The organism is Thalassospira lucentensis, from assembly GCF_050516545.1.
In the GTDB taxonomy this organism is placed as follows: Bacteria; Pseudomonadota; Alphaproteobacteria; order Rhodospirillales; family Thalassospiraceae; genus Thalassospira; species Thalassospira lucentensis_C.
Window position 1 is genome coordinate 1,451,148 of record NZ_CP191544.1, and the last position, 25,081, is coordinate 1,476,228.

Here is a 25,081-nt window from a genome sequence, read left to right on the forward strand (position 1 = left end):
TTTCTATTCCAACCCAAGATGACGTTTAAGGTAATGGCCAGTGTAGCTTTCCTTGTTGGCCATGATGTCTTCCGGGGTTCCTGTACCGACAAGTTTTCCGCCACCATCACCACCTTCCGGCCCGATATCAATGATCCAGTCGGCAGTCTTAATGACGTCAAGGTTATGTTCAATCACGACAACCGTATTGCCCTGATCAACGATGGTATGAAGCACTTCCAAAAGTTTGCGGATATCGTGGAAGTGAAGGCCGGTCGTTGGTTCATCAAGAATATAGATCGTGCGGCCGGTGGCGCGTTTTGACAGCTCCTTGGCAAGCTTGACGCGCTGAGCTTCCCCCCCTGAAAGGGTGGTCGCCTGTTGCCCCAGATGGATGTAAGACAATCCAACCTGTTTAAGCGTTTCCATCTTGTCGCGGATTGACGGTACCGCCTTGAAGAAGTCTGCACCTTCTTCAACGGTCATATCAAGAACGTCAGATATCGATTTGCCTTTAAACGATATGTCGAGTGTTTCACGATTGTATCGTTTGCCTTTGCACTGATCACATTCGACATACACATCTGGCAGGAAGTGCATTTCTATCTTGATGACCCCATCGCCTTGGCAGGATTCACAGCGTCCGCCTTTGACGTTGAACGAAAAACGTCCCGGCTTGTAACCGCGTGTTTTGGCTTCGGGTAATTGGGCGAACCATTCACGGATCGGCGTGAAGGCGCCTGTATAGGTTACCGGGTTTGATCGCGGTGTCCGGCCAATCGGGCTTTGGTCGATATCAATGATCTTATCGATATGTTCGATGCCGGTAATGTTGTCATGTGCGCCGGGATGGTTGCGGGCATTATGCATCCGCTTAGCCAGCGCTTTATAAAGCGTCTCGATCACAAGGCTTGATTTTCCGCCGCCTGAAACACCTGTCACACAGACGAACTTACCAAGCGGGAAGTCAGCATCCACGCCTTGGAGATTGTTGGCAGTTGCGCCCTTGATCTTGATCGACTTGCCATTGCCTTTACGGCGTTCCTTGGGCACGGCAATCTGTTCGGTCCCGACAAGGTATTTACCCGTTAAGCTATTGGGGTTTTGCTGAATTTGTTCTGGTGTTCCTTCGGCAACGATACGACCACCGTGGATACCGGCACCGGGCCCCATATCAACAACGTAATCCGCTGCCCGGATCGCGTCTTCATCGTGCTCGACGACCAGAACCGTATTGCCAAGATCACGCAGACGTTTCAGCGTTTCAAGCAAACGGTCATTGTCGCGTTGATGCAAACCGATGGAGGGTTCATCAAGAACGTAAAGCACACCGGTTAGACCCGAACCAATCTGTGATGCCAATCGGATACGTTGGCTTTCACCGCCCGAAAGGGTGCCAGATGTGCGCGACATCGACAGGTAATCCAGGCCAACATCGCGCAAGAATCGCAACCGATCATTGATTTCACGCAAGATCCGGCGCGCAATTTCGGTTTCCTTGGCGGTCAGTTTATCTTCAAGTGCCAAGAACCAATCCGCGGCCTTGGATATTGAAAGGCTGGTAATGCGTGATATCTCAGCCCCGTCGACCTTAACGGCCAAGGCTTCCGGTTTTAGACGCTGACCATCACAGGTCGGACAGTTTGAAACCATCTGGTATTTGGCAAGCTCGTCGCGGGCCCACTGACTATCGGTTTCGCGCCAGCGACGCGACATATTGGGAATAACGCCTTCAAACGGACGCGAAACCTTATAACTGCGCGAACCATCGTCATAGGTGACCGTGACGTCTTCGTCACCCGATCCAAACAGGATGATGTCCTGTGCGGTTTTGGGCAGTTTTTCCCAAGCAACGTTGGTTTTAAATCCGAAATGCTTGGCAACGGATTTCAAAGTCTGCAGATAATATTTTGACGTCGTGCTAGCCCACGGGGCAACTGCGCCATCATCAAGCGTTTTGCTTTCATCGGGCACGACCAGCATCGGGTCGAATTCCATATGGGTCCCAAGACCATCGCAGGCCGGGCAGGCGCCAAACGGATTGTTAAACGAAAACAGACGTGGCTCGATTTCTTCAATCGTAAAGCCGGAAACAGGGCAGGCGAATTTGGCCGAAAATACCGTCGTATCGCCGGATTTGGCGTCTTCGGTCAGAACAATGCCATCGGTCAATTCAAGGGCGGTTTCAAAGCTGTCCGCAAGACGTGTTCCGATTCCATCCTTAACAATCAGACGGTCGACCACGACTGAAATGTCGTGTTTGAGTTTCTTGTTAAGTTCCGGCGCGTCGTCGATGTCGTACATTTCCCCATCAATCTTTACGCGCTGGAAACCGCGCGAACGCAGGTCCCGCAGTTCTTTTTTGTATTCACCTTTGCGGCCGCGCACGATGGGGGCCAGAAGATAAAGGCGCGTACCTTCTTCCATCTCCAGAACGCGGTCGACCATTTGTGAAACTGTCTGGCTGACAATTGGAAGACCGGTTGCTGGCGAATAGGGAATGCCAACACGTGCCCAAAGTAACCGCATATAATCGTAAATCTCGGTCACGGTTCCGACGGTCGACCGCGGATTGCGTGACGTTGTTTTCTGTTCGATGGAAATTGCCGGTGAAAGACCGTCGATATATTCGACATCGGGCTTTTGCATCAGTTCAAGGAACTGGCGTGCATAGGCCGAGAGGCTTTCGACATAACGACGCTGCCCTTCAGCATAGATTGTATCGAATGCGAGGGAGCTTTTACCCGAACCCGACAGGCCGGTAATGACCACCAGCGCATCGCGCGGCAGTTCTACGTCAATGTTCTGCAGATTGTGTTCTTTCGCACCGCGAACCGAAATTTTCGTCAGCATGTCGGGCCTTTTGTTCCTGAATTGTTCGAAATGTGTATAGAGGAGCCAGGCTCTATACGCAAGCAAGCCCCTGACAGTTCCTGTCAGTATTTGTCAGGAGACTGACTTTTCACAACCTGTACCATCATGGATGCACGAAAAAACCCGCCGAACAAGTCCGGCGGGCTTCACAAATCTTATGACCTTTTCGGTCAGATTAGCCTTTGATAACCGACCGACCGGTTGCACCAAGATCCTTGAAAGCTTCTTCGAGGCGGGCTGCCATCGAAAGTTCGGCTTCACGGATCCAGACGCGTGGGTCGTAGTTTTTCTTGTAAGGCTTGTCGGTTTCAGGATCGACCTGGAACTTAAAGGCGCGATCATTGGCTTCGACATAGTCGCCGACCGGCCGGGCATAAGCGAACTGGGTATCGGTATCGATATTCATCTTGAAAACGCCATAGCCGACGGCTTCTTCGATTTTCTCTTTTTCCGAACCTGATCCGCCGTGGAACACGAAGTCTAGCGGGCTATCGCCAAGACCATGCTTCTCGGAAACGAACTTCTGGCTTTCCAAAAGGATTTCCGGACGCAGTTTGACGTTGCCTGGCTTATAAACGCCGTGCACATTACCAAATGCAGCCGCAACCGAAAAATGACCAATCGGCGAAAGGCGACGATAGGCTTCTTCGACTTCTTCGGGACGGGTGTAAAGACGCGGATCAATCTCGTCGCTTGACGTATCAAGTTCGTGACCAATGCCGTCTTCTTCGCCACCGGTAACACCCAGTTCAATTTCTAGGCTCATTTCGATGGCGGCCATACGCTTGAGGAAAGTCTCACAGGTCGACAAATTATCTTCCAGCGATTCTTCGGACAGATCAAGCATATGGGAGCTGTAAAGCGCCTTGCCGGTTTCGGCATAGGCCTTTTCGCTCCATTTAAGCATTTCATCGACCCATGGCACGAACTTGCGGTTCGCGTGGTCGGTATGCATGACAACAGCAACACCGTAATACTCAGCCAGAAGCTGTGCATGACGTGCCGCCGACACAGCGCCGACAACACGGGCAGCGTCGGCGTCCTTGATACCCTTGCCAGCAAAGAACTGTGCACCACCATTCGAAAGCTGAATGATAATGTCAGAACCGGCATTTGCAGCGGCTTCAAGGGCTGCATTCATCGTGCTCGACGATGTAATATTAACAGCAGGAAGTGCGTAACCGTCCTGCTTGCAAGCAGCAACAAGGTCACGGTAGGCAGCACCGGTAACAACACCGGGTTTAACGGAAGGCATGTGGGTACTCCTCCTGGGGGTCAGAGTAAAACAGGTGCCTTTGTGCGAACCGACTGGTCCGCGGCAAGGGCAATCCGCAAAGAGCCCAATGCATCTTCCATATGCTGCGTCAGGTCAAGATGTTCCGTTATAGACTTTAGGAAAAATTGCTGTTCACGCAGACACAGGCCGTCATGATCGGGCTCGTCATCAGTTTTGATGATCTCGTCCAATTGTGTAAATTCTCCGGCACTGTTTGTGGCAGCATGGTGAAGTTTTAGCGCGTTTGTCTTGGTGTGGGTGTCGATGTCGGCCGATCCAGCACCTTTTTCTTCGACATCGGTGATTGATACAGAACCCTTTGGTCCGATCACGTCTTTGACGAAGAAGGCAGTTTCACTGATCATCGGGCCCCAGCCGGCTTCATACCAGCCAATTGAACCGTCATCGAACCGCACCTGAAGTTGACCGTAATTATACATATCCGGCGCAACGTCCTCGGACAGACGAACGCCCATCGCATTGACCGAGACCGGCTTTGCGCCTGTCATCAGGCACATGATGTCAAGATAATGTACGCCGCAATCGACAATCGGCGACACGCTGTTTAGCAGGCGTTTATGGGTTTCCCAAAAAGCCCCACTGCTTTGCTGATTGAGGTTCATGCGCATGACAAGTGGTTTGCCCAATGTCTTGGCGATTTCGACAAACTTTTCCCAGGACGGATGGTGGCGCAGGATATAACCAATGACCAGTTTGCGGTCGTGCTTCTTGGCACTTGCGACCACACGTTCGGCATCCTCGACAGTGGCGGCCAACGGTTTTTCGATGAACACATGGGCACCAGATTCAAAGGCAGCAATCGCAAAATCCGCATGGGTTTCGGTATAGGTATTGATCGAAACCGCATCGGGTTTGGTTTCCGCCAAAGCTGTATAATAGTCGGTAAATTGCGGATAGGCATCAAACCCGGAAGGCAACTTTTCGGACGGAATGGTAGATCGGGCACAAATGCCAACAATTTCGTATCCATCAAGCGCGTGATAAGCCTTGGCGTGGGACATGCCCATATTACCCAGACCGATAACAAGAATGCGAACCGGCTTCATTTTGTGTCTCCTGAAAACCTGATAATGGTTTGATTTTTTTACTATTCTATGCCGTTGATCCAGCTTTTGGTCACATTGAAAGCATCATCAATCAGGATCAAATCGGCCTGATATCCTGGTACAATGCGTCCCATCATATGATCAAGCTTAAGGAAGGCTGCGGGATAAAGGGACGCCATACGAAGCGCCTCGCCAAGTTCGATCCCGACCATTTCAACACAATTTTTAACCGCAGAAATCATATCGAGATCGGAACCGGCCAACGTGCCGTCCGCCAATGCGCAGCGGCCATCCATTGCGATGATCTCTTCATTACCAAGCATGAACCGCTTGTCATCAGCGCCAACGGTCGGCATTGCATCTGTCACCAGCATGATCTTGCCGGTTGCCTTGGCCTTCACGGCAATTTTTACGGCAGCCGGATGAACATGATAACCATCAACGATCAGGCCACACCACGTGCGGTCATCTGACATGGCCGCACCGGCAACGCCGGGTTCACGGTGGGTAAGGGGACTCATGGCGTTGAAAAGATGCGTGAAACCCCGCATACCTTCACCAATTGCATGTTGAATATCGTCATAGCTACCGGCCGTATGGCCAGCGCAGACCAGAACACCTTGATCGGCCAAGGCTTTGATCGTGCCTTTGGCGGCTTTTTCCGGCGCCATGGTCACTAAAATGCGACCATTGGGCAGACGGGTCAGAAGTTCAAGCGCGTCATCTTCCATTGGTCGGATGATGTCCGCAGAATGAACGCCTTTGCGTTCGACATTTAAATATGGGCCTTCAAGGTGAATACCCACGATGCCCGGCACACCGTAATCAATTGCACCCTGAACAGCCTCAATGGCGGCTTCCATCTTGTCACGGTGATCTGTAATCAAGGTTGGGAGCATTGCCGTTGTGCCAAATTTACGGTGGGCTGTCATAATGGCGCGTATGCCATCAATGTTGGGCTGATCGTTTAGCAAAACACCGCCGCCACCATTGACCTGAACATCAATCAGACCTGGCGCAAGAGTTTGCCCTTTGCCATCAATCACATCCAGATCAGCGGGCAGGGATTTGGCATCGCAGATAACATCAATCTTGCCGTCGCGCACGACGACTGCTTTGCCTTCAAGAAACTCCGTGCTATCGAAAATACGGGCATTGGTAATGGCAAATGCAGTCATTAGTGGGTCTCCGTTACTTTCGAAAGGTGCGGAGGGGCGTCGGGATCACAACCGCGCGCCAAGGCAACGCTTTCAGCCAAAGTATAGAATGTCTGGATCATGGCGATTGGTGCCAGAAGCGGGTGGATATCCTCGACCACCGGAAGGTGGCCCTTGACATCGGCATAGCCCGTTTCTGCGGCAAACAGATTGTCTGTCTTTGCCCGCATTTCAGTCAGGAAATCTTCAACACTGTCGCGCGATGCATCCTGCTGAGAGAAGACAAGCATCGGGAAAGTTGGGGTCACCAGCGCCATCGGACCGTGTTTGACTTCTGCGGCACTAAAGGCCTCAGCATGCAGGCTGCTGGTTTCCTTAAATTTAAGGGCGGCTTCCTGGGCTATCGCAAATGTAGGACCACGACCAATGACATAAAGGCCATTTGATTTTGCAATCGTGTCCGATGCGCCATGCCAATCCTGATCCAGTGCAGCCGACAGGGACAAAGGCAAATTGCCAAGGTCTTTGTTAAACGCACTATCTTTCGTCCAAGCACCAACAATCTGGGCAATAGATGACAGCGTCGCGATATAGGATTTGGTGGCCGCAACACTCGTTTCCGGACCCGCCATTAGCGGAATAATGTGATCTACGGTATCGGCAAGCGGTGAATCGACCACATTGACCAGTGCAACTGTGCGTGCGCCTGCTTTACGGGCGGCTTCGGCGTTTTTTACAAGGTCCGGGCTTTTGCCCGATTGGGAAACCGCGATGAACAAAGAATCCTTTGATGCAATCGACCGGTTGTAGATCGAAACAATTGATGGTGCTGCTGAAACGACCGGAATGCCAAGCTGGCTTTCGATCAAATATTTCGCATAAAGCGTGGCATGATCGGAACTGCCACGACCACAGGTCACAACGAATTTCGGCGGGTTTGCACGGAGATCTTCTGCGAGTTTGGCAATCGCGGCTGTGTTGTGTGCAATCTGTTTGGCGACAACTGCCGGGGCTTCTGCCAATTCGCGGCCCATCTGTGTTTTCGGGCGCCAACTTGTCGTCATTTCCAGTGTTCCCTCAATAATCTGCTAGATACCCGACATTTAAAGTCAGCGGGCATCTACCTGCATTTCAGCGATAAAGTCATAACTGTCGCCCCGGTAATAGGACCGGGTGAATTCCACAGGTGTACCGTTGGCAAGGAATGAGCGCCGCTCGATATAAAGTGCAGCACTGCCATCAGGAACACCGAGGATTTTGGCTGTTTCGTCATCAAAAAGTTCAGCCCGAAGACGCTGAAGCGCGCGTTCGGGCTTTTTATTGTATCTTGCCAACGCGTCATAAAGCGATTTGTCGACTTCATCGGGGCTTGGCAAAAAGGCACGTGGAATAACCGCATATTCAAGTGCCATCGGCTTGTCATTGGCGGTACGCAAACGCCGCAAACGGGTCACTTCCGTACCGGGTGACAGGTTCAAAGCCATGGCTTCTTCCGGGGATGCGTGGCCAATCGTTTTCTCAAGCCAAATTGCACCCGGATCCATACCACGCGTGATCATATCTTCGGTAAAAGATGTCAATCGAGACAAAGCTTGCTCAACACGTGGTGCGACAAATGTTCCAGCACCGTGGCGTTGAACCAAAACACCTTCTTCGACCAATGCCCGCATTGCATTGCGAACGGTCACCCGCGAGATGTTGAGCTCGTTGGCGAGATCACGTTCACTGGGCAACGCATCATCAACCTGTAGAATGCCATCATCAATCACGGCTTTTAATGCCGTTTGCAAACGGCGATATAGCGGGCCATTCCCGGTATTTTCGATCTCCCGGGTGCGAAGGTTTGCGATGATGTCCTGCGTTGTGGTCATGCTGTAATGCTTTCACGCTGTTTCGCCATCAGGATCGCACCATGCATGGCGTCATACTTAGCAGGAACCAGCATGTCAGAAATGTCTTGGGGCATACGTTTTGCCATTTGTTCAGACAAACCACCCATCAAGGTCAAACGTGTCGCGCCAAACGCAACCAGTTTGCGCAAAATTTGCAAATTGGCGGCAACTGCATTTTGAATCAGCAAGACGGCTGTCTGATCGCCGGCTGCTTCGGAGGCAAAGACCATTGGACAAAATGCGCCGTAATCTGCCGGTCGTGCAGTTTCAGCAAAGGTCACGATGTTTTCAGGGTTGTGATCGAACTTCGCCATAACTTCTGTTGTCAGGACAGTTTGTTCGGCGAGGCCTTCATGGGCGAGAAGGGCGGTTTCAATCGCATTGCGTCCAATCCGCGCGCCACTTCCAAGATCGGAAACTTCAAACCCCCAGCCCGCAATCGAGAGTTCTCGACCATCAATGATGGCCTGGCCACAGGTTCCTGTTCCAACAATCAGAATCGCACCATTTGCACCGTCATGTGCGCCAAGGCACGCTGTATAGGCATCCGTCGCAAAACAAATACTGGCAAATGGATGGGCATAAGCGTGGGCAAGTTTACGTTCACGTTCAAGGGGAAGCCCTGCAAGGCCTAGTCCTGCATGAAGGTCACCAAGATAAGAATCGTCCAAACCAGCGTTCTCAAGAGCCAATGATGCCGCGGAAATGATTTCACCAAAAACGTGATCCATGCCCAAACGGGTATTGGCGCCGCCACTCACAGCTTCGCCCAGAGCATCGCCGGATGCGTTTGCTATGCGCACACGGCAGCGTGTTCCGCCACCATCAACACCAAGATAAAGCCGTTCGTTGTTCATTTTTGGATTAACTGCCTTCTTGTTTGTGGCCGGATCATAGCAGAGTGGTATCTTAAAAATCAATACCAATATAACGCCACTATATTGTTCAGTGGTCTGTTTTTGGAGTCGGTATATATACGCAGGAGATGAGGCGGAATATCCAAAAATCAATTTAAACACCTGATTTACAATGAGTAATGTGGTTTCGAGTGGTCGGTTCGTTAATTTATTCACGAATGGACTTGCTTCGCTGGTATCACAATGGTATTTAATTTTGTGAGGGAGACGGAAAAATGGCATCACGCACAGAAGATTTTGATTCGCGATTTGCCGGTTTGGATCAATGGTCCGACGCCGATTTCCTTATGGCCTTGTGGGAAGGCCAAATGCGCGCTGTTGCTTCGGTGGGTCCTGTCTTGGAAGATCTGGCAACAGCTGCTGATGGGATTGCACGTCGCCTGGGGGGCGGCGGGCGTCTCGTTTATGTTGGTGCCGGAACGTCTGGTACAGTTGCCTGGCAAGATGCCAAGGAACTTGGTGGCACATTTGGCTGGCCCGAAGAACACACTATCGTCATGCTGGCCGGCGGGCTGCAAAGTGCGCCAAATGAATTTAACAGTGCCGAGGACGATATCGACCTCGCAGCGCGTGAAATTTCCCAACACAATATCTCGGACAAAGACGCAATTATCGCCATCGCGGCAAGTGGCATGACGCCATATACACTGCGCGCACTTGAACTTGCGCGCGAACGTGGCGCGTTCACGGTGGGTATTTGCAACAATCCGGATGGGATCCTTTTGAAAATTGCTGAAAGCGGCATTTTTCTTGATAGCTCACCGGAAGTTGTTGCCGGTTCAACCCGTATGGGGGCCGGAACCGCACAAAAGGCCGCGCTTAACATCTTATCGACCCTTGTGATGAACAAGCTGGGTCGTTTGTTTGATAACTTGATGGTCGGTATGCGCGCAGAAAATATAAAACTGCGTGATCGCGCCGTCCGCATCGTGGCGCGCATTGCATCTTGCAATGAAGAACAGGCCAAAGATGCGCTGGTAAAATCAGACTTCGATATTCGTCCTGCTGTGCTTGTGGTCAAAGGCCACACGCCAGCACGGGCGCAAGAAATTCTTGGGCTATCTAATGGAAATCTCCGGGCAGCTCTTGAGTACAGGGACTGACATCAAAAGGATGCCGGTCCGCCGACATTGATCAGAGGAGGCATAAATGTCGAATAAAGTCTTAGCAAAAGGCCTGGCCGGGGCCCTGGCGGCAAGTGTCGCCCTGGTCCCAATGATGGCATCTGCTGGCGATCTCGTTATTGAGAGCTGGCGTAACGATGATATTGATATCTGGAATGAAAAAATCATTCCGGCGTTCAACGAAGCCCATCCGGACATCAACGTGTCGTTCAAACCGACACCGCCGACCGAATATAACGCGTCGGTCAATGCCAAGCTTGCCGGTGGCACTGCTGGCGACCTGATCACCTGCCGTCCGTTTGATGCATCGCTTGAGCTTTATAAGCAAGGCAACCTTGCAGCTCTTGATGATCTCAACGGCATGGACAATTTCTCTGACGTTGCCAAATCTGCATGGCAGACCGATGATGGTTCTGCAACCTTCTGCCTGCCGATGGCATCTGTAATTCATGGCTTCATCTACAACAAAGAAGCCTTTGAAGAAGTTGGCGTCGAAGTTCCGAAAACCAGTGAAGAATTCTATGCTGCGCTTGATAAAATCAAGGAAGATGGCAGCTACATTCCGATGGCAATGGGAACGGCTGATCAGTGGGAAGCTGCCACCATGGGCTTTCAGAATATCGGTCCGAACCATTGGGCTGGTGAAGCAGGTCGTAAAGCCTTGATCGACGGCAGCGCGAAATTTACTGATGCGCCATATGTTGATACCTTCAAGGAATTGGCAACTTGGGCGAACTACTTGCCAGATGGCTTTGAAGCTATTTCCTATCCGGATGCCCAGAACCTGTTCTCGCTTGGTCGTGCGGCCGTGTATCCAGCTGGTTCTTGGGACATTTCGTTGTTCAACAATCAAGCTGATTTTGCATTCGGCGCATTCCCGCCGCCTGCACCTGCTGGTGCCGAGACCTGCTATATCAGTGACCATACCGATATTGCACTTGGCCTGAATGCAAATTCTGAAAATGCTGCAGAAGCCAAAATCTTCCTTGAGTGGATGACCGGTTCTGAATTTGCCGAGCTTTATTCCAATGCGCTGCCGGGCTTCTTCTCGCTTTCGAAACATAAAGTCGAAGTCACCGATCCGGTTGCAGGCGAGTTCGTAAGCTGGCGTCAGAAATGCGAGTCTACCATTCGTAACTCGTATCAGATCCTGTCGCGCGGGACACCGAACCTTGAAAACGATCTGTGGAACCTTTCGGCTCAGACCATCAACGCGACACTGACGCCAGAAGAGGCTGCAGGTGCTGCTGAAGCTGGTTTGGAGAAGTGGTACGCACCACACCAGTAAAACCTTCAAAGGATGGCGGAGACGTCTGGTTTCTGCCATCCTTACTGTATGCTCGTGCAGGTGCAGCCAAAAGCAAGCTGTTACCATATTGACCGCCGGGCGCGAATAAGCGGTCACCGAATTCGGAAGGCAAAAAGGCCTTCAACCTTTTACTCTTGGAAATACAGGATAAGGTATGGCGCATTCCGGCCCCATGACCGATTGGCGCAAGGCAAAACTGCCTGTGATTGCCTTTCTGGCTCCAGCAACGATCATCTACACATTGTTCATGATCTATCCGTTGCTCGATTCCATCCGTCTTAGTTTCTATGCGACGCCAAGTGGCGGCGAGGCGGCTTTTGTCGGGCTGGACAACTATCGCACCATTCTGGCGGACCCTGATTGGTCAGCAACCTTCTGGAACAGTTTTTGGAACAATATGAAGTTCTTTGCTGTTCATATGTTGATCCAGAACCCGATCGGCATTGCGTTGGCGGGTATCCTTAGCCTACCGCAACTACGTTTTCGCAATACCTATCGCACTATGATGATCATGCCGACCATGCTTTCCGTGGTGATTGTTGGCTTTATCTGGCAGTTGATCCTAAGCCCTGTCTGGGGTGTCGGTGCTGACCTTCTTGATATCATTGGGCTAAAATCATTATTTGGCCCATGGCTTGGTAAAGAAGGTAGTGCGTTGATTACGTTATCCTTCATCTCTGTCTGGCAGTGGGTCGGTATTCCATTGATGCTGATTTATGCAGCTTTGCTTGCAATACCCGATGATCTGGTGGATGCGGCAATCGTTGATGGCGCGACCCATTTTGAAGTTTTCATCCATATCAAACTGCCACTGGTACTGCCGACGGTCGCAATGGTTTCCATTTTGACATTTGTAGGCAATTTCAACGCCTTTGACCTGATATATGCCGTAAAGGGTGCGCTTGCCGGGCCGAATTTCTCGACCGACATTATGGGCACCTTGTTCTATCGAACGTTCTTTGGTTACCAGCTGCAATTGGGTAACCCTCATCTTGGGGCAACCGTTGCCTCCTTGATGTTCCTGATCATTCTGGCAGGCGTTCTGTTCTATCTGTTCGCCATTCAGCGCCGTCTGGCGCGTTATCAGCTGTAGTCGGGGGCAGTCATGAGTTTTTCCAATATCCGCAGGGAAGACGCCAGTCGGGCCGTGATCGTGCACGCGATCCTTCTGACCTACACGCTGGTGGCGCTTTATCCGATCTTTTTGGTGGTCATTAACGCCTTCAAGACCCGCAAAGCGATCTTTCGGGATCCGATGGGGCTGCCAAATGCCGAAACCTTCAGCCTTGAAGGTTTTACCAAGGTGCTGGCGAAATCGAATTTCGAGCTGTTTTTCTATAACAGTTTCACAGTGACGGTCGTGACCATCGTCATCGTCCTTCTGTTGGCCGCGATGGCGGCATGGGCATTATCGGAATACAAATTCCCTGGCGGTACGGCATTAGCACTTTATCTTGCGATTGGCATCATGGTCCCAATCCGGCTTGGGTCCGTTTCGATCTTGAACCTTGTTGTTGATTTGGGGTTGGTCAACACGTTGACGGCGCTGGTGCTGGTTTACGTCGCGCAAGGATTGCCCTTGGCGATCTTTATCCTGACCGAGTTCATGCATCAAATTCCCAAGGATTTGAAAGAAGCCGCACGCTGTGACGGGGTTGGGGAGTTCAAAATCTTCTTTGCGATCATTTTGCCACTGATCCGTCCGGCTGTTGCAACTGTCGCCGTCTTTACCATGATCCCGATCTGGAATGATCTTTGGTTCCCGCTGATTCTTGCACCGGGTGATGGAAAACAGACCATTACGCTGGGTGTTCAGCAGTTCATCGGGCAGTACGTGACCGACTGGAACGCCGTTCTGGCGTCGCTAAGCCTCGCAATCATTCCGATCCTGATCCTTTATCTGATTTTCTCCCGACAACTCATTCGCGGCCTGACGTCTGGCGCGGTGAAATAAGTGTTGGCTGATAGGAGCTTTGAATAAATGGCTGACTTGAAACTTGACCAGATCCGCAAAAGCTATGGTGCCGTTGATGTACTGCACGGTATTGATCTGGATGTGAAGGACGGTGAATTTGTTGTGTTTGTCGGCCCGTCCGGCTGCGGCAAATCAACGTTGCTGCGCATTATTGCCGGGCTGGAAGATATCACCGGCGGCGATCTGATGATCGATGGCGAGGTGGTCAACACCAAAAGCCCGCGTGATCGTGGAATTGCCATGGTGTTTCAGTCCTATGCGCTTTATCCGCATATGACAGTTTATAAGAATATGGCCTTTGGCTTGAAGCTTGATAAACAGGACAAGGCGGCAATTGATGCCCGTGTGCGGGAAGCTGCACGCATCCTGCAGCTTGATCAATTGCTTGATCGTCGCCCGTCCGAGCTTTCCGGTGGTCAGCGGCAACGCGTCGCCATTGGGCGTGCGATTGTGCGTCAACCAAAGGTCTTCCTGTTTGACGAGCCGTTATCAAACCTTGATGCCGCATTGCGTGTTCAGACCCGCATCGAAATCGCCAAGCTGCATCAAAGCCTGCAATCCACCATTGTCTATGTCACACATGATCAGGTCGAAGCCATGACCTTGGCAGACAAGATTGTTGTGTTAAATGGCGGTAATGTTGAGCAGGTCGGATCGCCGATGCAGTTGTATCACCATCCGGAAACCCGTTTTGTCGCGGGCTTCATCGGATCGCCTGCAATGAATTTCACCAATGTCACCATTGATGCTGTCGAAAAAGATAAGGTGACCGTTTCCGTACCCGGTGGGATCAAATCCGTTCTGTCGTTTGATGTGCCGGCGGATGCTGTTGGCAAACAGGTTGAACTTGGTGTTCGCCCAGAACATCTTGCCCTTGGTCAAGAGGGGGCTTTGACCGTTAATGGGGAAGTGGATGTTGTCGAAAAGCTTGGCGATTCCACCTATCTCTATCTGAAGCTTGCCAACGGTGACCGGGTGACGGTGCGTGCACCGGGGCACAGTCGGGTGAAAATCGGCGAAGCCGTAACGGCTTCTGCACCAGCCGGCGCAGCACACCTGTTTAACAGTGATGGAAAGGCCTTTACCAAGGTCAATTTCCCTTCTGAATTCAGCGCTGAAGAATAGCCGATTAAGCGTTTTAATACGAATTTTTGAAGAAGGCGTCCTTTGGGGCGCCTTTTTTGCGTTTGCGCATATAATTGCTGCGCTGCCAACAAAAAACTGTTGCAGAACTTTAACTTGCCGTTGGCAGGGCGATGGCGCAAGAATGGACTTGAAGTGTTCGAAAGAAAGAAAAATGTTCAACTTTTCTTTCGTATCAACAGAAATAGTTTGCGATGATACCTGTGCCGGATTTCAACAAATGCTACAAAAGCATCATGCCGGTTATAGGGAAATGCCATCACGTTCATTACGAGGATTCAAAATGTCTAAAAAACACGGCGCATTGCGTGGTTCCTTGCTCGGTCTTACGGCAATTGCAGGAATGGTTTCGCTTGTTTCGACTGCACAGGCTGATGAGCTTCGCTTGTTGACCTGGGGTGGCTATGCCCCTGATGAAGTTGTTGAACAGTTCGAAAAAGAAACCGGCATCGATGTCGAAGTTACGTTGTCTAACAACGAAGACATGATCTCCAAGCTCCGCGCTACCGGTGGTGGCGGATTTGATCTTGCACAGCCGTCACAGGATCGTATTGCGGGTGCGCAGCTTGAATACGGCATCTACAAGCCGATGGACCTGTCGAAAATTGACAGCGAAAAATTCATCGCATCGATGCTGGCTGCGACCAAAGCCAATACCACGGTTGATGGTGAAGTTTTCGGTGTTCCGCATGTATGGGGCACCAGCGGCCTGATCGTTGATAAAACAAAGGCAGCAAACGTTGCCGATTACACCGATCTTTGTGCAGCAGATGTGGCAGGTAAGGTTTCTTACCGTTTGAAACGTCCGACCTTGATTGGATTTGCCTATTCAATGGGTCTTGATCCGTTCGCAGCATATGGTGACGAAGCCAAGTATCAGGAAATCCTTGATGCAGTTGAAGCCAAGCTGATTGAGTGCAAAGCGAACGTCAAAACCTATTGGGAAGGGGGCGATGCGCTGCTCAACCTGGTGCGTTCGGGTGAAGTTGTTGCTGCCATGGCTTGGGATACCGGCGGCTGGAAGCTGAACAATGATAATGCCGATATCACCTTTGTTGCACCGAAATCCGGTGCCCTTGGTTGGATCGATACCTTTGTTCTTCCGCGTAAAACCAAAAACGAAGATGCCGCTTATCAGTGGATCAACTTTGTCATGCAGCCAGAAATCGCTGCCAAAATTACGGCAAATGCTGGCAACTTCACGGCATCGAAAGGTGCTGATGAATTCGCAGATGACACACTGAAAGCTCAGTTCCAGGGCAGTTTCCCGCCCGCCGATCTGGATAACATCAAATGGTATCCAACCGTTCCTGCAGGTCTTGAAGTTCTTGAAGGCAAGACCCTTGACCGTGTGAAAGCCGCACAGTCGAATTAAGCATACGTGTTTTGAAACACCTTTTGTCCCCGGCGTGAATTCATGCCGGGGACATTCTGCTTTGCAGTATGACGCATGCCATTTAACTGGCTCCATCGACAAAAATAACGTGAACAGGGCTCCTATGGCTGACCAATTTGACCTTGAATGCCGCAATGTGGTCAAAAATTTTGACGACTTCACCGCTGTGAATGACATTTCGCTGGCAATCCCCAAAGGGTCTTTCTTTTCCATCCTTGGGCCAAGCGGCTGTGGAAAAACAACACTCCTTCGGATGCTTGCCGGTTTTCAGGCACCAACATCGGGTGACATCCTGATCAAGGGATCATCGGTCCTTGGAGTGCCACCAAACCGTCGACCGGTAAATATGGTGTTTCAGCATCTTGCCCTGTTTCCAATGATGAACGTTGCTGAAAATGTCGCATATGGCCTGAAACGGCGCGGTAATGATAAGGCCACCATTGCGCAAAAAGTTAGTGAAACACTGGCACGTGTTGGTTTACCCGATTCTGGGCCCAAACAGATCAGTCAGCTTTCTGGTGGGCAAAAGCAACGTATTGCAATCGCGCGCTGTCTTGTGCTCGATCCTGCTGTATTGCTGCTTGACGAACCGTTGGGTGCGTTGGACTTGAAGTTGCGCGAACATATGAAGGTCGAACTCAAACAGCTGCAGCACGAAATCGGGACGACCTTTGTCTATATCACTCATGATCAGTCCGAAGCCTTGGTCATGTCTGATCAGGTTGCCGTGATGAATGCTGGTCGATTTGAACAGGTGGGTGCGCCACAGGACCTTTATTACAACCCGAAAACGGCCTTTGTTGCGGGGTTTGTCGGCGAAAGTAATCGCTGGAGCGGCACCGTAAACGGTGGCAATGACAATCAGGTTGAGATCAATCTGGCAAATGGCGGCAAAGTCATTGCCCAACGCGATACCAGCATTGATTTGAGTGACGGACAGTCGGTGGATGTCTTTGTTCGCCCGGAAGCAATCGCCATTGATGGATCCGGTTCGTCTGATAACCAACTGTCGGCAAAGGTTGAAAATGTCCTGTTTAATGGTGCCGCCAGCAGCTTGCAGGTTCGAGAAAACACAACCGGACATGAAATGACGGTCGCTTTGCCGCAGACAGGTGCTTTTGCATCGGTCAAAGCGGGCGATGAAATCAACTTATCTTGGAGTGTCGCGCAAACCCGCTGCTTTGCTTCGAATGGCAATGGAGCAGGGGCATGAGCAACACGGCTTCTGTGACAGGAAGCAACACATTTCGCTTTGGTTTGCTTTTGCTGGCATTGCCATTGCTGTTATGGCTTTTCCTGTTGGTCATCCTGCCACATATTGATCTGTTTCTGGTTTCCATGCGCGAACGAATTTCGTATGGAAAGTATGAGTTCAGCCTGATCAATTATACCGAATTCTTCGCCGAACCACTTTATTGGAATACTTATGTTCGTACTGCGGTTATGTCGATTTTCGCGACATTTCTAACGTTTGTGATCGGCTTTCCTGTGTCGTATTACATTGCGAAAGTCATGCGCGGCAAAGGTAAGAATGCACTGTTTTTGTTGTGTTTGATCCCTTTTTGGGTGTCCGAACTTGTTCGGACATTCGGCTGGATGATCCTTCTGCGTGAAAGCGGGGTGATCAGTAATTTTTTGCAGTGGGCAGGGATCGCTTCTGGTCCGGTCGAGATGCTTTATAACGATGCCGCCATCATGGTCGGGCTTGTTTATACCTCGATGCTGTTCATGGTTGTTCCTTTGGTCTCCGTACTTGACAGCCTTGATGATAGCCTGATTGAGGCCGGATATGACCTTGGTGGCAATGCCTTTACCGTAACGCGTGATATCGTTATTCCCCATGCCATGCCGGGCATAGCTTCGGGGTGCATCGTTGTGTTCATGCTGACCTTGGGAAATTACCTGACACCGAACCTTTTGGGTGGAAAAGACAGTCTGTGGTTTACCGAACAAATCTATACGCAATTTATTACGCGCTTTAACTGGGAATCTGGTTCGGCATTTGGCTTCCTGTTGCTGGTTCTGTCATCCGTGATTGTGTGGATTGGCTTGAAGCTTAGTAAGCAGACACTTTCAGAAACCGTGGGCTAGGGGGCGCATTATGATTCCAAGTATTCCACAGCCCAAATTCTACAAGGGTCTCTATGCGGGCTACATCACGATCTTCTTTATCTATCTAAGCGCACCTTTGATCGTGGTCGGCGTGTTCGCATTCAATGACAGCCTGTTCCCGTCCATGCCATGGGAAGGCGGCACTCTTGCCTGGTTCTTTGGCAATGAAGGCCCCTATATCGGGATTTTCAACGATAGCAAGCTGCTTGAAAGTGTCGGGGTGTCGGCGTTTGTTGCATTTTGGGTAACGGTTCTGTCCGTCACAGTGGGGACCTGCAATGCGTTTTTGTTTGAGCGCAGCCATTTTCCCGGCAAGAGCCTGCTGTATATCGTCTCGCTATCACCCTTGGTGATTCCGGGCGTTATTCTGGGCATTTCAATTCTGGTATTCTCCAATGCCATCGCCAATGGTGTCGAGGAGACCCTTGGTTGGGATCTTGAATTCCTGCGGCCGGGATTGTTCCTTGTGATCATTGGCCAATTCGCCTTCATCACGACGATTACGACTCTGGTGATATCAGCACGCTTGCGAAAGTTTGATCTAAGCCTTGAGGAGGCGGCACTCAACCTTGGCGCCACGCGGCAGGCAGCATTTTGGACGATCACAATACCATTCCTGAAGCCTGCATTGGTCGGGGCGGGGATCGTTGCCTTTTTGATGTCGTTTGAAAACTTTAACACGACCTTGATGTTGGTTGGTTCAGATGCGCCTTTAACAATCGCAATGTTTGACCGCCTCAAACAAGGCTCAACGCCGGTATTGAATGCATTGTCACTGTTGTTGATGGTTGTGTCTGGCGGGTTGGCATTATTGTCCGTCTTCGTTCAGCGCGACAAAAAGAGCTAGTCGCAAGAACTATAACTTCACAAACGAACATTTATGAAGGGTGGTAGAAATGCCACCCTTTTTCGTGACTGTGTGGATTAAAGGCGGTTGCCTTCAGACGTTTGTTTTCTTGCGCTGTCACATTATGGAAACAAAAATATCATAACTAACAATATATTGAATGTGATCAGGAAAGTGGCCTCTTAAGGTGTGAGTGAAAAATATCGATAAATCCGCCACTTGTTTCATGTTCAGATGAACAGAAATAGATCGCGAATTATGATCAAACGGCATGGTTAAAAGATCAATATTGATCCTTTTTGTGTTCGAAAAGTAAATTTCCGAAAACTGTCACTTGAGGAAACAGGGTTCTCGACAGAAAACGAATGCGTTGCGCTGAACCGAACAACAGGCGGTTCAGCGCAGATGTTTTTTATTTGGGAGCTAACAGATCATGTTTCGCAAAACTCTGATGGCTGCGGCCGCCGTGTTTGCCCTTGGCAACACCGCAGAAGCAGCAACCGAGATCACTTGGTGGCACGCAATGGACGGTGCACTTGGCGGTGTAGTAGATCAGATCGCTGCTGACTTTAATGCCAGCCAGTCCGAATACCACCTTGTTGCCATTAACAAGGGTGGTTACGAAGACACCATGACCGCCGGTATCGCTGCTTTCCGCGCGAAAAACCAGCCAAACATCATTCAGATTTTTGATGCTGGTGCAGCTACCATCATCAACGCAAAGGGGGCGGTTAAGCCGGTTCAGGACCTGCTTGAAGCCAATAATGTCAAATTTGACATCAATGAATACATCCCGGGTGTTCGTTATTTTTATGCCGATTCTGACGGCAAAATGATTGGCATGCCGTTCAACAGCTCGACCCCGCTTCTGTATTACAACAAAGACGCCTTGGCCAAAGCTGGTGTTGATGTTCCGAAAACCTGGCAGGAATTTGAAGCTGCTGCGCCGAAGCTGAAAGAAGCAGGTTATACAGCACTTGCACAGTCGCACAGCCCGTGGATCTTCTTTGAGAACTTCATGTCGCGCCACAACCTTCAGATGGCGACGGGCAATAATGGTTATGACGGCACGGATGTTGAAATTCTGTACAACAACGAAGCCCTGAAAGACCACTGGGAACACGTCAAAGCCTGGAAAGACGAAGGCTATTACGGTTATTACGGCCGTGCATGGGGTGCGAACCAGGATGCGTTCGTTCAGCAGAACGTAGCGATGTGGATCGGTTCATCGGGCTCCTTCGGTGGCCTGCGTAAATCGGCACAGTTTGATTTTGGCACTTCGACCCTTCCATACTGGAAAGGTGTTGGTGATGCGCCGAAATCGACCTTTATCGGTGGTGCATCTCTGTTCGCCTTTGCTGGTCATGATGCCGAGGAAGATGCCGGTGTTGCCGAATTCTTCAAATTCCTGACCAAACCGGAAACCCAGTATTACTGGCACAAAGAAACCGGTTACGTGCCGATCACCACGGCTGCTTATGAGCTGGCGAAAAAAGACGGCTACTACAACGAAAGCCCGGATGCAGAAGTTGGTATCACGCAGCTTTCCGAAGAAGGTGGCGAGTGGACCAAAGGCTATCGCCTTGGTTTCTATGTTCAGATTCGTGAAGTTATCTATCGTGAAGTCGACAAAATCATGAACGGCGAAGAAACCGTTGATGCTGCGTTCGCAACGATCGAAGAAGAAGCAAACGGCCTTCTGAAACGTTTCAACGACACCTATTCGAACTAATTTGCTTTTCGCAAATGCGGGGCGGCCCTTGTTGGTCGCCCTGTTTTGCATTTTCCGGACTTGTTTTAAGGTGGCGTAGGCGATGAAACGCGTACAATTTGAACATAGCGCGGTGCCCTATCTTTTTATTGCACCCCAAATTTTGATTATTTCCATATTCTTCCTGTGGCCAGCCGCTCAGGCGCTTTACCAGTCCTTCTTACTTGAAGACGCATTTGGCATGTCTTCGCAATTTGTCTGGTTCCGCAATTTCGAAGATGTCCTATCAAGCAGTTCCTGGTCGCGATCTGCCATTTTTACCGTTGTCTTTTCTGTCTTGGTTTCAGTTCTTTCCATCGCGATATCACTGTTTTTGGCTGTTCGCGCCGATGAAGTGGTCCGAGGGGCGAAATCCTACAAAACGCTTTTGATGTGGGGCTATGCGATTGCACCGCCTGTCGCAGGCCTTTTGGGTAGTATGCTGTTCAATCCTCTGATGGGGGATCTTTATTTTGCCTTCAACAGCTTTGGCTTTGAATTCAATCACATTGAAAACGCCAATGACGCAGCCTTTGTGGTCATTCTGATTGCCGTTTGGAAACAGGTCAGTGTGAACTTCATTTTCTTCCTGTCTGGACTACAAGGCATTCCAAAATCGGTACAGGAAGCAGCAACACTTGACTGCAAAAGTCCCGAGCGCCGTTTCTGGACAATAACCTTCCCATTGCTGGCACCAACAACCTTCTTCTTGCTGGTGATCAATCTGACTTATGCCTTCTTTGAAACGTTTGGCATCATCGACGTATCGACCAAAGGATCGCCCGGCGGTTCAACCGCGACGCTGGTTTATAAGGTCTATGTTGATGGTTTCCTCGGTGCGGATTTGGGCGGCAGTTCTGCCCAATCGGTCTTGCTGATGATCATGGTCAGTGTTCTGACCGTGTTCCAGTTCCGTTTCATCGAACGCAAAGTTCATTACTAGGGGGCCGTTATGTATCAGTCGAACTGGCGTATCTTGACCAATCACGCAATTCTGATCCTTGGCGCGCTCTTTATGATCATGCCGGTATGGATTGCGTTCTCGTCTTCTTCTTATACCCCGGAATACATCTTCCAGAATGGCCTGCAATTTTGGCCGGGAGATCATTTCTTCGAGAATTATGGCGCCATTCTGTTTGATCCGAGTGCGACCAAAGGTCGGGTTACTGCGTTGGAAATGCTGTTTAACAGCATGGTGCTAGGTCTTGGGTTTGCGATCGGCAAGGTTATCATTTCGATGATGGCGGCTTACGCGATTGTCTATTTCCGTTTCAAACTGGCTGTGCCTCTATTTTGGGTGATTTTCTCGACCCTTTTGCTGCCGCTTGAAGTGCGCATTGTGCCGTCCTACGAAGTCGTGGCCGGGCTTGGGTTGCTCAATACCTATACTGGTTTGATTTTGCCGTTGATTGCTTCGGCAACTGGCACTTTCTTCTTCCGGCAGTTTTATCGTTCGGTGCCAGACGAGTTGCTTGAAGCCGCGCGTCTGGACGGGGCAGGGCCCATTCGGTTCTTTATCGACATCTTGGTGCCACTGTCCGTCACGATGATTGCAGCGATCTTTATCATCATGTTTGTCGTTGGCTGGAACCAGTATCTATGGCCGCTTTTGATGACCACAGATGATCAGCTTTACACCATCGTGATCGGGATCAAGCAGGTCTATAACTCGCTCTATGAAGGCGGGCAGATACCGCAATTTCCCAAGGCATTCGCATTAACAATCATGGCAACCATTCCGCCGGTTCTCGTCGTGGTCGTTTTCCAGCGCATGTTCGTCAAGGGACTGGTCGAGACAGAGAAATAATCTCGCGCCTTGATCTGTCGAATTGAACATAACTTGTCCGCATACAGGATACTAAGATGGCAACTGTTACCATTCATCAGGCCGAAAAAACTTACCCGAACGGCTATAAGGCGATCCACGGGATTGACCTTGGAATTGACCACGGGGAATTCACCGTTCTTGTCGGCCCATCGGGCTGTGGAAAATCCACCTTGCTCCGCATGATCGCTGGTCTAGAAGGCATTTCAAGTGGCGAAATAAGCATTGATGACAGGGTCGTCAATAAGGTCGCGCCTGCTGATCGCGATATTGCCATGGTTTTCCAGAACTATGCGCTGTATCCGCATATGAATAACTATAACAATATGGCCTATGGCCTGCGAAACCGGGGTTATAGCAAGTCTGAGATCGACAGTAAGGTACGTGAAGCTGCGCGTGTCTTACAGCTTGATGATCTGCTTGAACGCAAACCGGGACAACTTTCCGGTGGTCAACGCCAACGTGTCGCGATGGGGCGAGCAATTGTGCGTCAACCAAAGGTCTTCTTGTTTGACGAACCACTTTCAAATCTGGATGCCAAGCTGCGCGTTGATATGCGGTTGGAAATTAAGAACCTTCAGCAACGTCTTGGTATTACATCAGTTTATGTAACGCACGATCAGGTTGAAGCCATGACGTTGGCCGACCGTCTGATTGTCATGAATGGCGGTGTGGCCGAGCAGATCGGAAGTCCGATTGAAATTTACGAAAAACCAGCGACCAAGTTTGTTGCTGGTTTCATCGGATCCCCGGCAATGAACTTCCTAACCGGCAAAGTTGCCGATGATCGAAGCCACGTTACGGTGGGTGATGGCGTCAAGCTTGATCTTGACCATGATGTCGAAGCCGGTCGGACTGTCACGGTAGGTATCCGCCCAGAACATCTGACACTAGTTGACGCAGATGTCGGTCGCATAAAAGCTGGCGTTCGCATGGTGGAATCTTTGGGGGCGGAAACGCTGGCATATCTCGATTTCGGGGCGAATGCCGATAATGTGACGCTGCGCGTTCAGGGTACACGTCAGTTTGCCAAGGATGAAAAGCTGTGTCTTTCAGTTGCGGCCGATAAAATTCACTTATTCGATGTTGATAGCGGCAAACGTATCTAACTGCTTTAATCGAACAGATCACAACACCTCTGACGGGTATATTTCGTCAGAGGTGTTTTTTGTTTTGACGATAGGGTGAATTTACCCTTGTCTCCGACTGTACGAACGGGGTAGTTCGTATCTCACAGATCAAGGAGAATACCGTGCAGGCAGAACTGAAGAAATCCCTTTACGCCGATGCCATAAAAGAACTGGTTAGCATCACCGAAGGGGAAACCAACGTCACCGCATTGATGGCAACAGTTGCCTGTATTTTGTCTGAGAAGTTTGATTACTACTTCTGGACCGGATTTTATGTTGTTGATCCTGCAAAAGAAAACGAATTGGTTGTCGGCCCGTACCAGGGTACGCTCGGATGCCTTCGTATTCCGTTTGGTCGTGGTGTCTGTGGTGCCGCGGCATCGACGCTTGAAACCCAGCTTGTTGCAGATGTTCATGCCTTTCCGGGGCATATTGCCTGTGACAGCCGCACAAATTCCGAGATCGTCGTTCCAGTGATCAATGGCGATGGACAATTGATTGCTGTGCTTGATATCGATAGTGTCGAGCATAGCTCGTTTGATGAAACGGATCGCGTTTCACTTGAAACTTTAATGCAGCGCATTTTTGCGCAATGATAATTCACAAGCCTTGGTCATTCAGGGCAGCGGACAACACAAACTTTGGAAGATAACCCATGGCTGGTAGTGTCAATAAAGTCATTCTCGTCGGGAACCTCGGGCGCGATCCTGAAATCCGGTTTACTCAGGCTGGCAAAAAGATCGCCAATTTCAGCATTGCGACCTCCGAACAATGGCGCGACCGTCAGTCTGGTGAACGCCGCGAGCGTACAGAATGGCATCGTATCGTCGTCTTTAACGAAGGCCTTGCAGATGTTGTCGAGCGCTTCGTTAAAAAAGGCAGCAAGCTTTACATCGAAGGTGTCCTTCGGACCCGCAAATGGCAGGGTCAGGACGGAAAAGACAACTACACCACCGAGATCGTTCTTGAAGGCTTCAATTCGAACCTGACAATGCTCGATAACCGTGGCGGTGAGGGCGGCGGTGCATCGTCCGGCGGCGGATATGGTGGCGGCAGCAGCGGTCCGGATAACTCTGGTGGCTATGGCGGCGGATCTGATGCCGGCTGGGGCAATGGTGGTTCTTCATCTGGTGGCGGATCGGCTCCTTCTGGTGCCCCGGACCTTGATGACGAGATCCCGTTCTAAGCTCAATAGTAGAGCTGACTTTAAAACACCCCGAAACATGATCTGTTTTGGGGTGTTTTCGTTCCGATACTCTATATATGTTTATATGACAGTACCTTGGCCTCTAACACGCAGTAAACGTC

Annotated in this window: 22 protein-coding genes; 15 read left to right on the forward strand and 7 right to left on the reverse strand. The window is 50.5% G+C overall.

Going from position 1 to position 25,081, the window contains the following annotated elements; genetic code table 11:
• Positions 1-3: 3 nt before the first annotated feature.
• The 7 genes from uvrA to ACQ0MK_RS06745 all read right to left on the reverse strand — a co-directional run bounded on the left by uvrA (position 4) and on the right by ACQ0MK_RS06745 (position 9,102).
• Positions 4-2,832, reverse strand: a complete 2,829-nt coding sequence (uvrA, locus tag ACQ0MK_RS06715) for an excinuclease ABC subunit UvrA (protein WP_430475369.1) — start codon at positions 2,830-2,832, stop codon at positions 4-6.
• Between the two features lie 196 nt (positions 2,833-3,028).
• On the reverse strand, positions 3,029-4,108 hold the full coding sequence (gene fbaA / locus ACQ0MK_RS06720; protein ID WP_430475370.1) for a class II fructose-bisphosphate aldolase: 1,080 nt from the start codon (positions 4,106-4,108) through the stop codon (positions 3,029-3,031).
• Positions 4,109-4,128: 20 nt separating this feature from the next.
• Entirely contained in the window at positions 4,129-5,196 is a 1,068-nt protein-coding gene (locus ACQ0MK_RS06725; RefSeq protein ID WP_430475371.1) for a Gfo/Idh/MocA family protein, read from the reverse strand.
• Positions 5,197-5,237: 41 nt separating this feature from the next.
• On the reverse strand, positions 5,238-6,374 hold the full coding sequence (gene nagA / locus ACQ0MK_RS06730) for an N-acetylglucosamine-6-phosphate deacetylase (protein ID WP_430475372.1): 1,137 nt from the start codon (positions 6,372-6,374) through the stop codon (positions 5,238-5,240).
• Positions 6,374-7,417: an SIS domain-containing protein gene (locus tag ACQ0MK_RS06735; RefSeq protein WP_430475373.1), complete on the reverse strand. Its 1,044-nt coding sequence runs from the start codon at positions 7,415-7,417 to the stop codon at positions 6,374-6,376. The genes nagA and ACQ0MK_RS06735 overlap by 1 nt, the downstream gene beginning before the upstream one ends.
• A 45-nt stretch (positions 7,418-7,462) precedes the next feature.
• Positions 7,463-8,224, reverse strand: coding sequence for a GntR family transcriptional regulator (locus ACQ0MK_RS06740; RefSeq protein ID WP_430475374.1), 762 nt, complete (start codon positions 8,222-8,224; stop codon positions 7,463-7,465).
• On the reverse strand, positions 8,221-9,102 hold the full coding sequence (locus ACQ0MK_RS06745) for a BadF/BadG/BcrA/BcrD ATPase family protein (protein ID WP_430475375.1): 882 nt from the start codon (positions 9,100-9,102) through the stop codon (positions 8,221-8,223). Before ACQ0MK_RS06745 ends, ACQ0MK_RS06740 begins: the two co-directional genes overlap by 4 nt.
• 275 nt (positions 9,103-9,377) lie before the next feature.
• On the opposite strand from ACQ0MK_RS06745, the gene ACQ0MK_RS06750 reads away from it, so the two are divergent.
• The 15 genes from ACQ0MK_RS06750 to ssb all read left to right on the forward strand — a co-directional run bounded on the left by ACQ0MK_RS06750 (position 9,378) and on the right by ssb (position 24,959).
• The gene (locus ACQ0MK_RS06750; protein ID WP_430475376.1) at positions 9,378-10,265 is read left to right on the forward strand and encodes an N-acetylmuramic acid 6-phosphate etherase; all 888 of its coding nucleotides are present in this window, start codon (positions 9,378-9,380) and stop codon (positions 10,263-10,265) included.
• 46 nt (positions 10,266-10,311) lie between these two features.
• Positions 10,312-11,574 (forward strand): ABC transporter substrate-binding protein, encoded by a 1,263-nt coding sequence (locus ACQ0MK_RS06755; protein ID WP_430475377.1) that lies wholly within the window; start codon positions 10,312-10,314, stop codon positions 11,572-11,574.
• Positions 11,575-11,749: 175 nt separating this feature from the next.
• Entirely contained in the window at positions 11,750-12,688 is a 939-nt protein-coding gene (locus tag ACQ0MK_RS06760) for a carbohydrate ABC transporter permease (protein ID WP_350044320.1), read from the forward strand.
• 12 nt (positions 12,689-12,700) lie between these two features.
• The gene (locus tag ACQ0MK_RS06765; RefSeq protein WP_430475378.1) at positions 12,701-13,549 is read left to right on the forward strand and encodes a carbohydrate ABC transporter permease; all 849 of its coding nucleotides are present in this window, start codon (positions 12,701-12,703) and stop codon (positions 13,547-13,549) included.
• A 27-nt stretch (positions 13,550-13,576) separates the two neighbouring features.
• Positions 13,577-14,695, forward strand: coding sequence for an ABC transporter ATP-binding protein (locus ACQ0MK_RS06770; RefSeq protein WP_430475379.1), 1,119 nt, complete (start codon positions 13,577-13,579; stop codon positions 14,693-14,695).
• A gap of 301 nt (positions 14,696-14,996) precedes the next feature.
• Positions 14,997-16,088: an extracellular solute-binding protein gene (locus tag ACQ0MK_RS06775; protein ID WP_430475380.1), complete on the forward strand. Its 1,092-nt coding sequence runs from the start codon at positions 14,997-14,999 to the stop codon at positions 16,086-16,088.
• Between the two features lie 124 nt (positions 16,089-16,212).
• Positions 16,213-17,322: an ABC transporter ATP-binding protein gene (locus ACQ0MK_RS06780; RefSeq protein ID WP_430475381.1), complete on the forward strand. Its 1,110-nt coding sequence runs from the start codon at positions 16,213-16,215 to the stop codon at positions 17,320-17,322.
• A complete protein-coding gene (locus ACQ0MK_RS06785) occupies positions 17,319-18,200 on the forward strand; it encodes an ABC transporter permease (RefSeq protein WP_430475382.1) in 882 nt (293 codons plus the stop codon). The genes ACQ0MK_RS06780 and ACQ0MK_RS06785 overlap by 4 nt, the downstream gene beginning before the upstream one ends.
• Before the next feature lie 10 nt (positions 18,201-18,210).
• Positions 18,211-19,068 carry an ABC transporter permease gene (locus ACQ0MK_RS06790; RefSeq protein ID WP_430475383.1) on the forward strand — a complete coding sequence of 286 codons (858 nt, stop codon included), beginning with the start codon at positions 18,211-18,213 and terminating at the stop codon, positions 19,066-19,068.
• A gap of 433 nt (positions 19,069-19,501) precedes the next feature.
• A complete protein-coding gene (locus ACQ0MK_RS06795; RefSeq protein WP_430475384.1) occupies positions 19,502-20,800 on the forward strand; it encodes an extracellular solute-binding protein in 1,299 nt (432 codons plus the stop codon).
• Positions 20,801-20,882: 82 nt separating this feature from the next.
• The gene (locus tag ACQ0MK_RS06800) at positions 20,883-21,761 is read left to right on the forward strand and encodes an ABC transporter permease subunit (protein ID WP_430475385.1); all 879 of its coding nucleotides are present in this window, start codon (positions 20,883-20,885) and stop codon (positions 21,759-21,761) included.
• A 9-nt stretch (positions 21,762-21,770) separates the two neighbouring features.
• Positions 21,771-22,625 (forward strand): sn-glycerol-3-phosphate ABC transporter permease UgpE, encoded by an 855-nt coding sequence (gene ugpE / locus ACQ0MK_RS06805; protein WP_430475386.1) that lies wholly within the window; start codon positions 21,771-21,773, stop codon positions 22,623-22,625.
• Positions 22,626-22,681: 56 nt separating this feature from the next.
• Entirely contained in the window at positions 22,682-23,752 is a 1,071-nt protein-coding gene (locus ACQ0MK_RS06810; protein WP_430475387.1) for a sn-glycerol-3-phosphate import ATP-binding protein UgpC, read from the forward strand.
• Between the two features lie 143 nt (positions 23,753-23,895).
• Positions 23,896-24,369 carry a GAF domain-containing protein gene (locus ACQ0MK_RS06815; protein WP_430475388.1) on the forward strand — a complete coding sequence of 158 codons (474 nt, stop codon included), beginning with the start codon at positions 23,896-23,898 and terminating at the stop codon, positions 24,367-24,369.
• Positions 24,370-24,428: 59 nt separating this feature from the next.
• Positions 24,429-24,959, forward strand: a complete 531-nt coding sequence (gene ssb / locus ACQ0MK_RS06820; RefSeq protein WP_350040671.1) for a single-stranded DNA-binding protein — start codon at positions 24,429-24,431, stop codon at positions 24,957-24,959.
• Positions 24,960-25,081 lie beyond the last annotated feature (122 nt).

Coding starts and splice junctions, on each gene's coding strand:
- ACQ0MK_RS06750 (WP_430475376.1), top strand. CDS start 9,378: ATGGCATCACGCACAGAAGATTTTGATTCGCGATTTGCCGGTTTGGAT.
- ACQ0MK_RS06780 (WP_430475381.1), top strand. CDS start 16,213: ATGGCTGACCAATTTGACCTTGAATGCCGCAATGTGGTCAAAAATTTT.
- ACQ0MK_RS06790 (WP_430475383.1), top strand. CDS start 18,211: ATGATTCCAAGTATTCCACAGCCCAAATTCTACAAGGGTCTCTATGCG.
- ACQ0MK_RS06725 (WP_430475371.1), bottom strand. CDS start 5,196: ATGAAGCCGGTTCGCATTCTTGTTATCGGTCTGGGTAATATGGGCATG.
- ACQ0MK_RS06810 (WP_430475387.1), top strand. CDS start 22,682: ATGGCAACTGTTACCATTCATCAGGCCGAAAAAACTTACCCGAACGGC.
- ACQ0MK_RS06740 (WP_430475374.1), bottom strand. CDS start 8,224: ATGACCACAACGCAGGACATCATCGCAAACCTTCGCACCCGGGAGATC.
- nagA (WP_430475372.1), bottom strand. CDS start 6,374: ATGACTGCATTTGCCATTACCAATGCCCGTATTTTCGATAGCACGGAG.
- ACQ0MK_RS06775 (WP_430475380.1), top strand. CDS start 14,997: ATGTCTAAAAAACACGGCGCATTGCGTGGTTCCTTGCTCGGTCTTACG.
- ACQ0MK_RS06755 (WP_430475377.1), top strand. CDS start 10,312: ATGTCGAATAAAGTCTTAGCAAAAGGCCTGGCCGGGGCCCTGGCGGCA.
- ACQ0MK_RS06770 (WP_430475379.1), top strand. CDS start 13,577: ATGGCTGACTTGAAACTTGACCAGATCCGCAAAAGCTATGGTGCCGTT.
- ACQ0MK_RS06795 (WP_430475384.1), top strand. CDS start 19,502: ATGTTTCGCAAAACTCTGATGGCTGCGGCCGCCGTGTTTGCCCTTGGC.
- ugpE (WP_430475386.1), top strand. CDS start 21,771: ATGTATCAGTCGAACTGGCGTATCTTGACCAATCACGCAATTCTGATC.
- ACQ0MK_RS06785 (WP_430475382.1), top strand. CDS start 17,319: ATGAGCAACACGGCTTCTGTGACAGGAAGCAACACATTTCGCTTTGGT.
- ACQ0MK_RS06745 (WP_430475375.1), bottom strand. CDS start 9,102: ATGAACAACGAACGGCTTTATCTTGGTGTTGATGGTGGCGGAACACGC.
- uvrA (WP_430475369.1), bottom strand. CDS start 2,832: ATGCTGACGAAAATTTCGGTTCGCGGTGCGAAAGAACACAATCTGCAG.
- ACQ0MK_RS06735 (WP_430475373.1), bottom strand. CDS start 7,417: ATGACGACAAGTTGGCGCCCGAAAACACAGATGGGCCGCGAATTGGCA.
- ACQ0MK_RS06800 (WP_430475385.1), top strand. CDS start 20,883: ATGAAACGCGTACAATTTGAACATAGCGCGGTGCCCTATCTTTTTATT.
- fbaA (WP_430475370.1), bottom strand. CDS start 4,108: ATGCCTTCCGTTAAACCCGGTGTTGTTACCGGTGCTGCCTACCGTGAC.
- ACQ0MK_RS06765 (WP_430475378.1), top strand. CDS start 12,701: ATGAGTTTTTCCAATATCCGCAGGGAAGACGCCAGTCGGGCCGTGATC.
- ssb (WP_350040671.1), top strand. CDS start 24,429: ATGGCTGGTAGTGTCAATAAAGTCATTCTCGTCGGGAACCTCGGGCGC.
- ACQ0MK_RS06760 (WP_350044320.1), top strand. CDS start 11,750: ATGGCGCATTCCGGCCCCATGACCGATTGGCGCAAGGCAAAACTGCCT.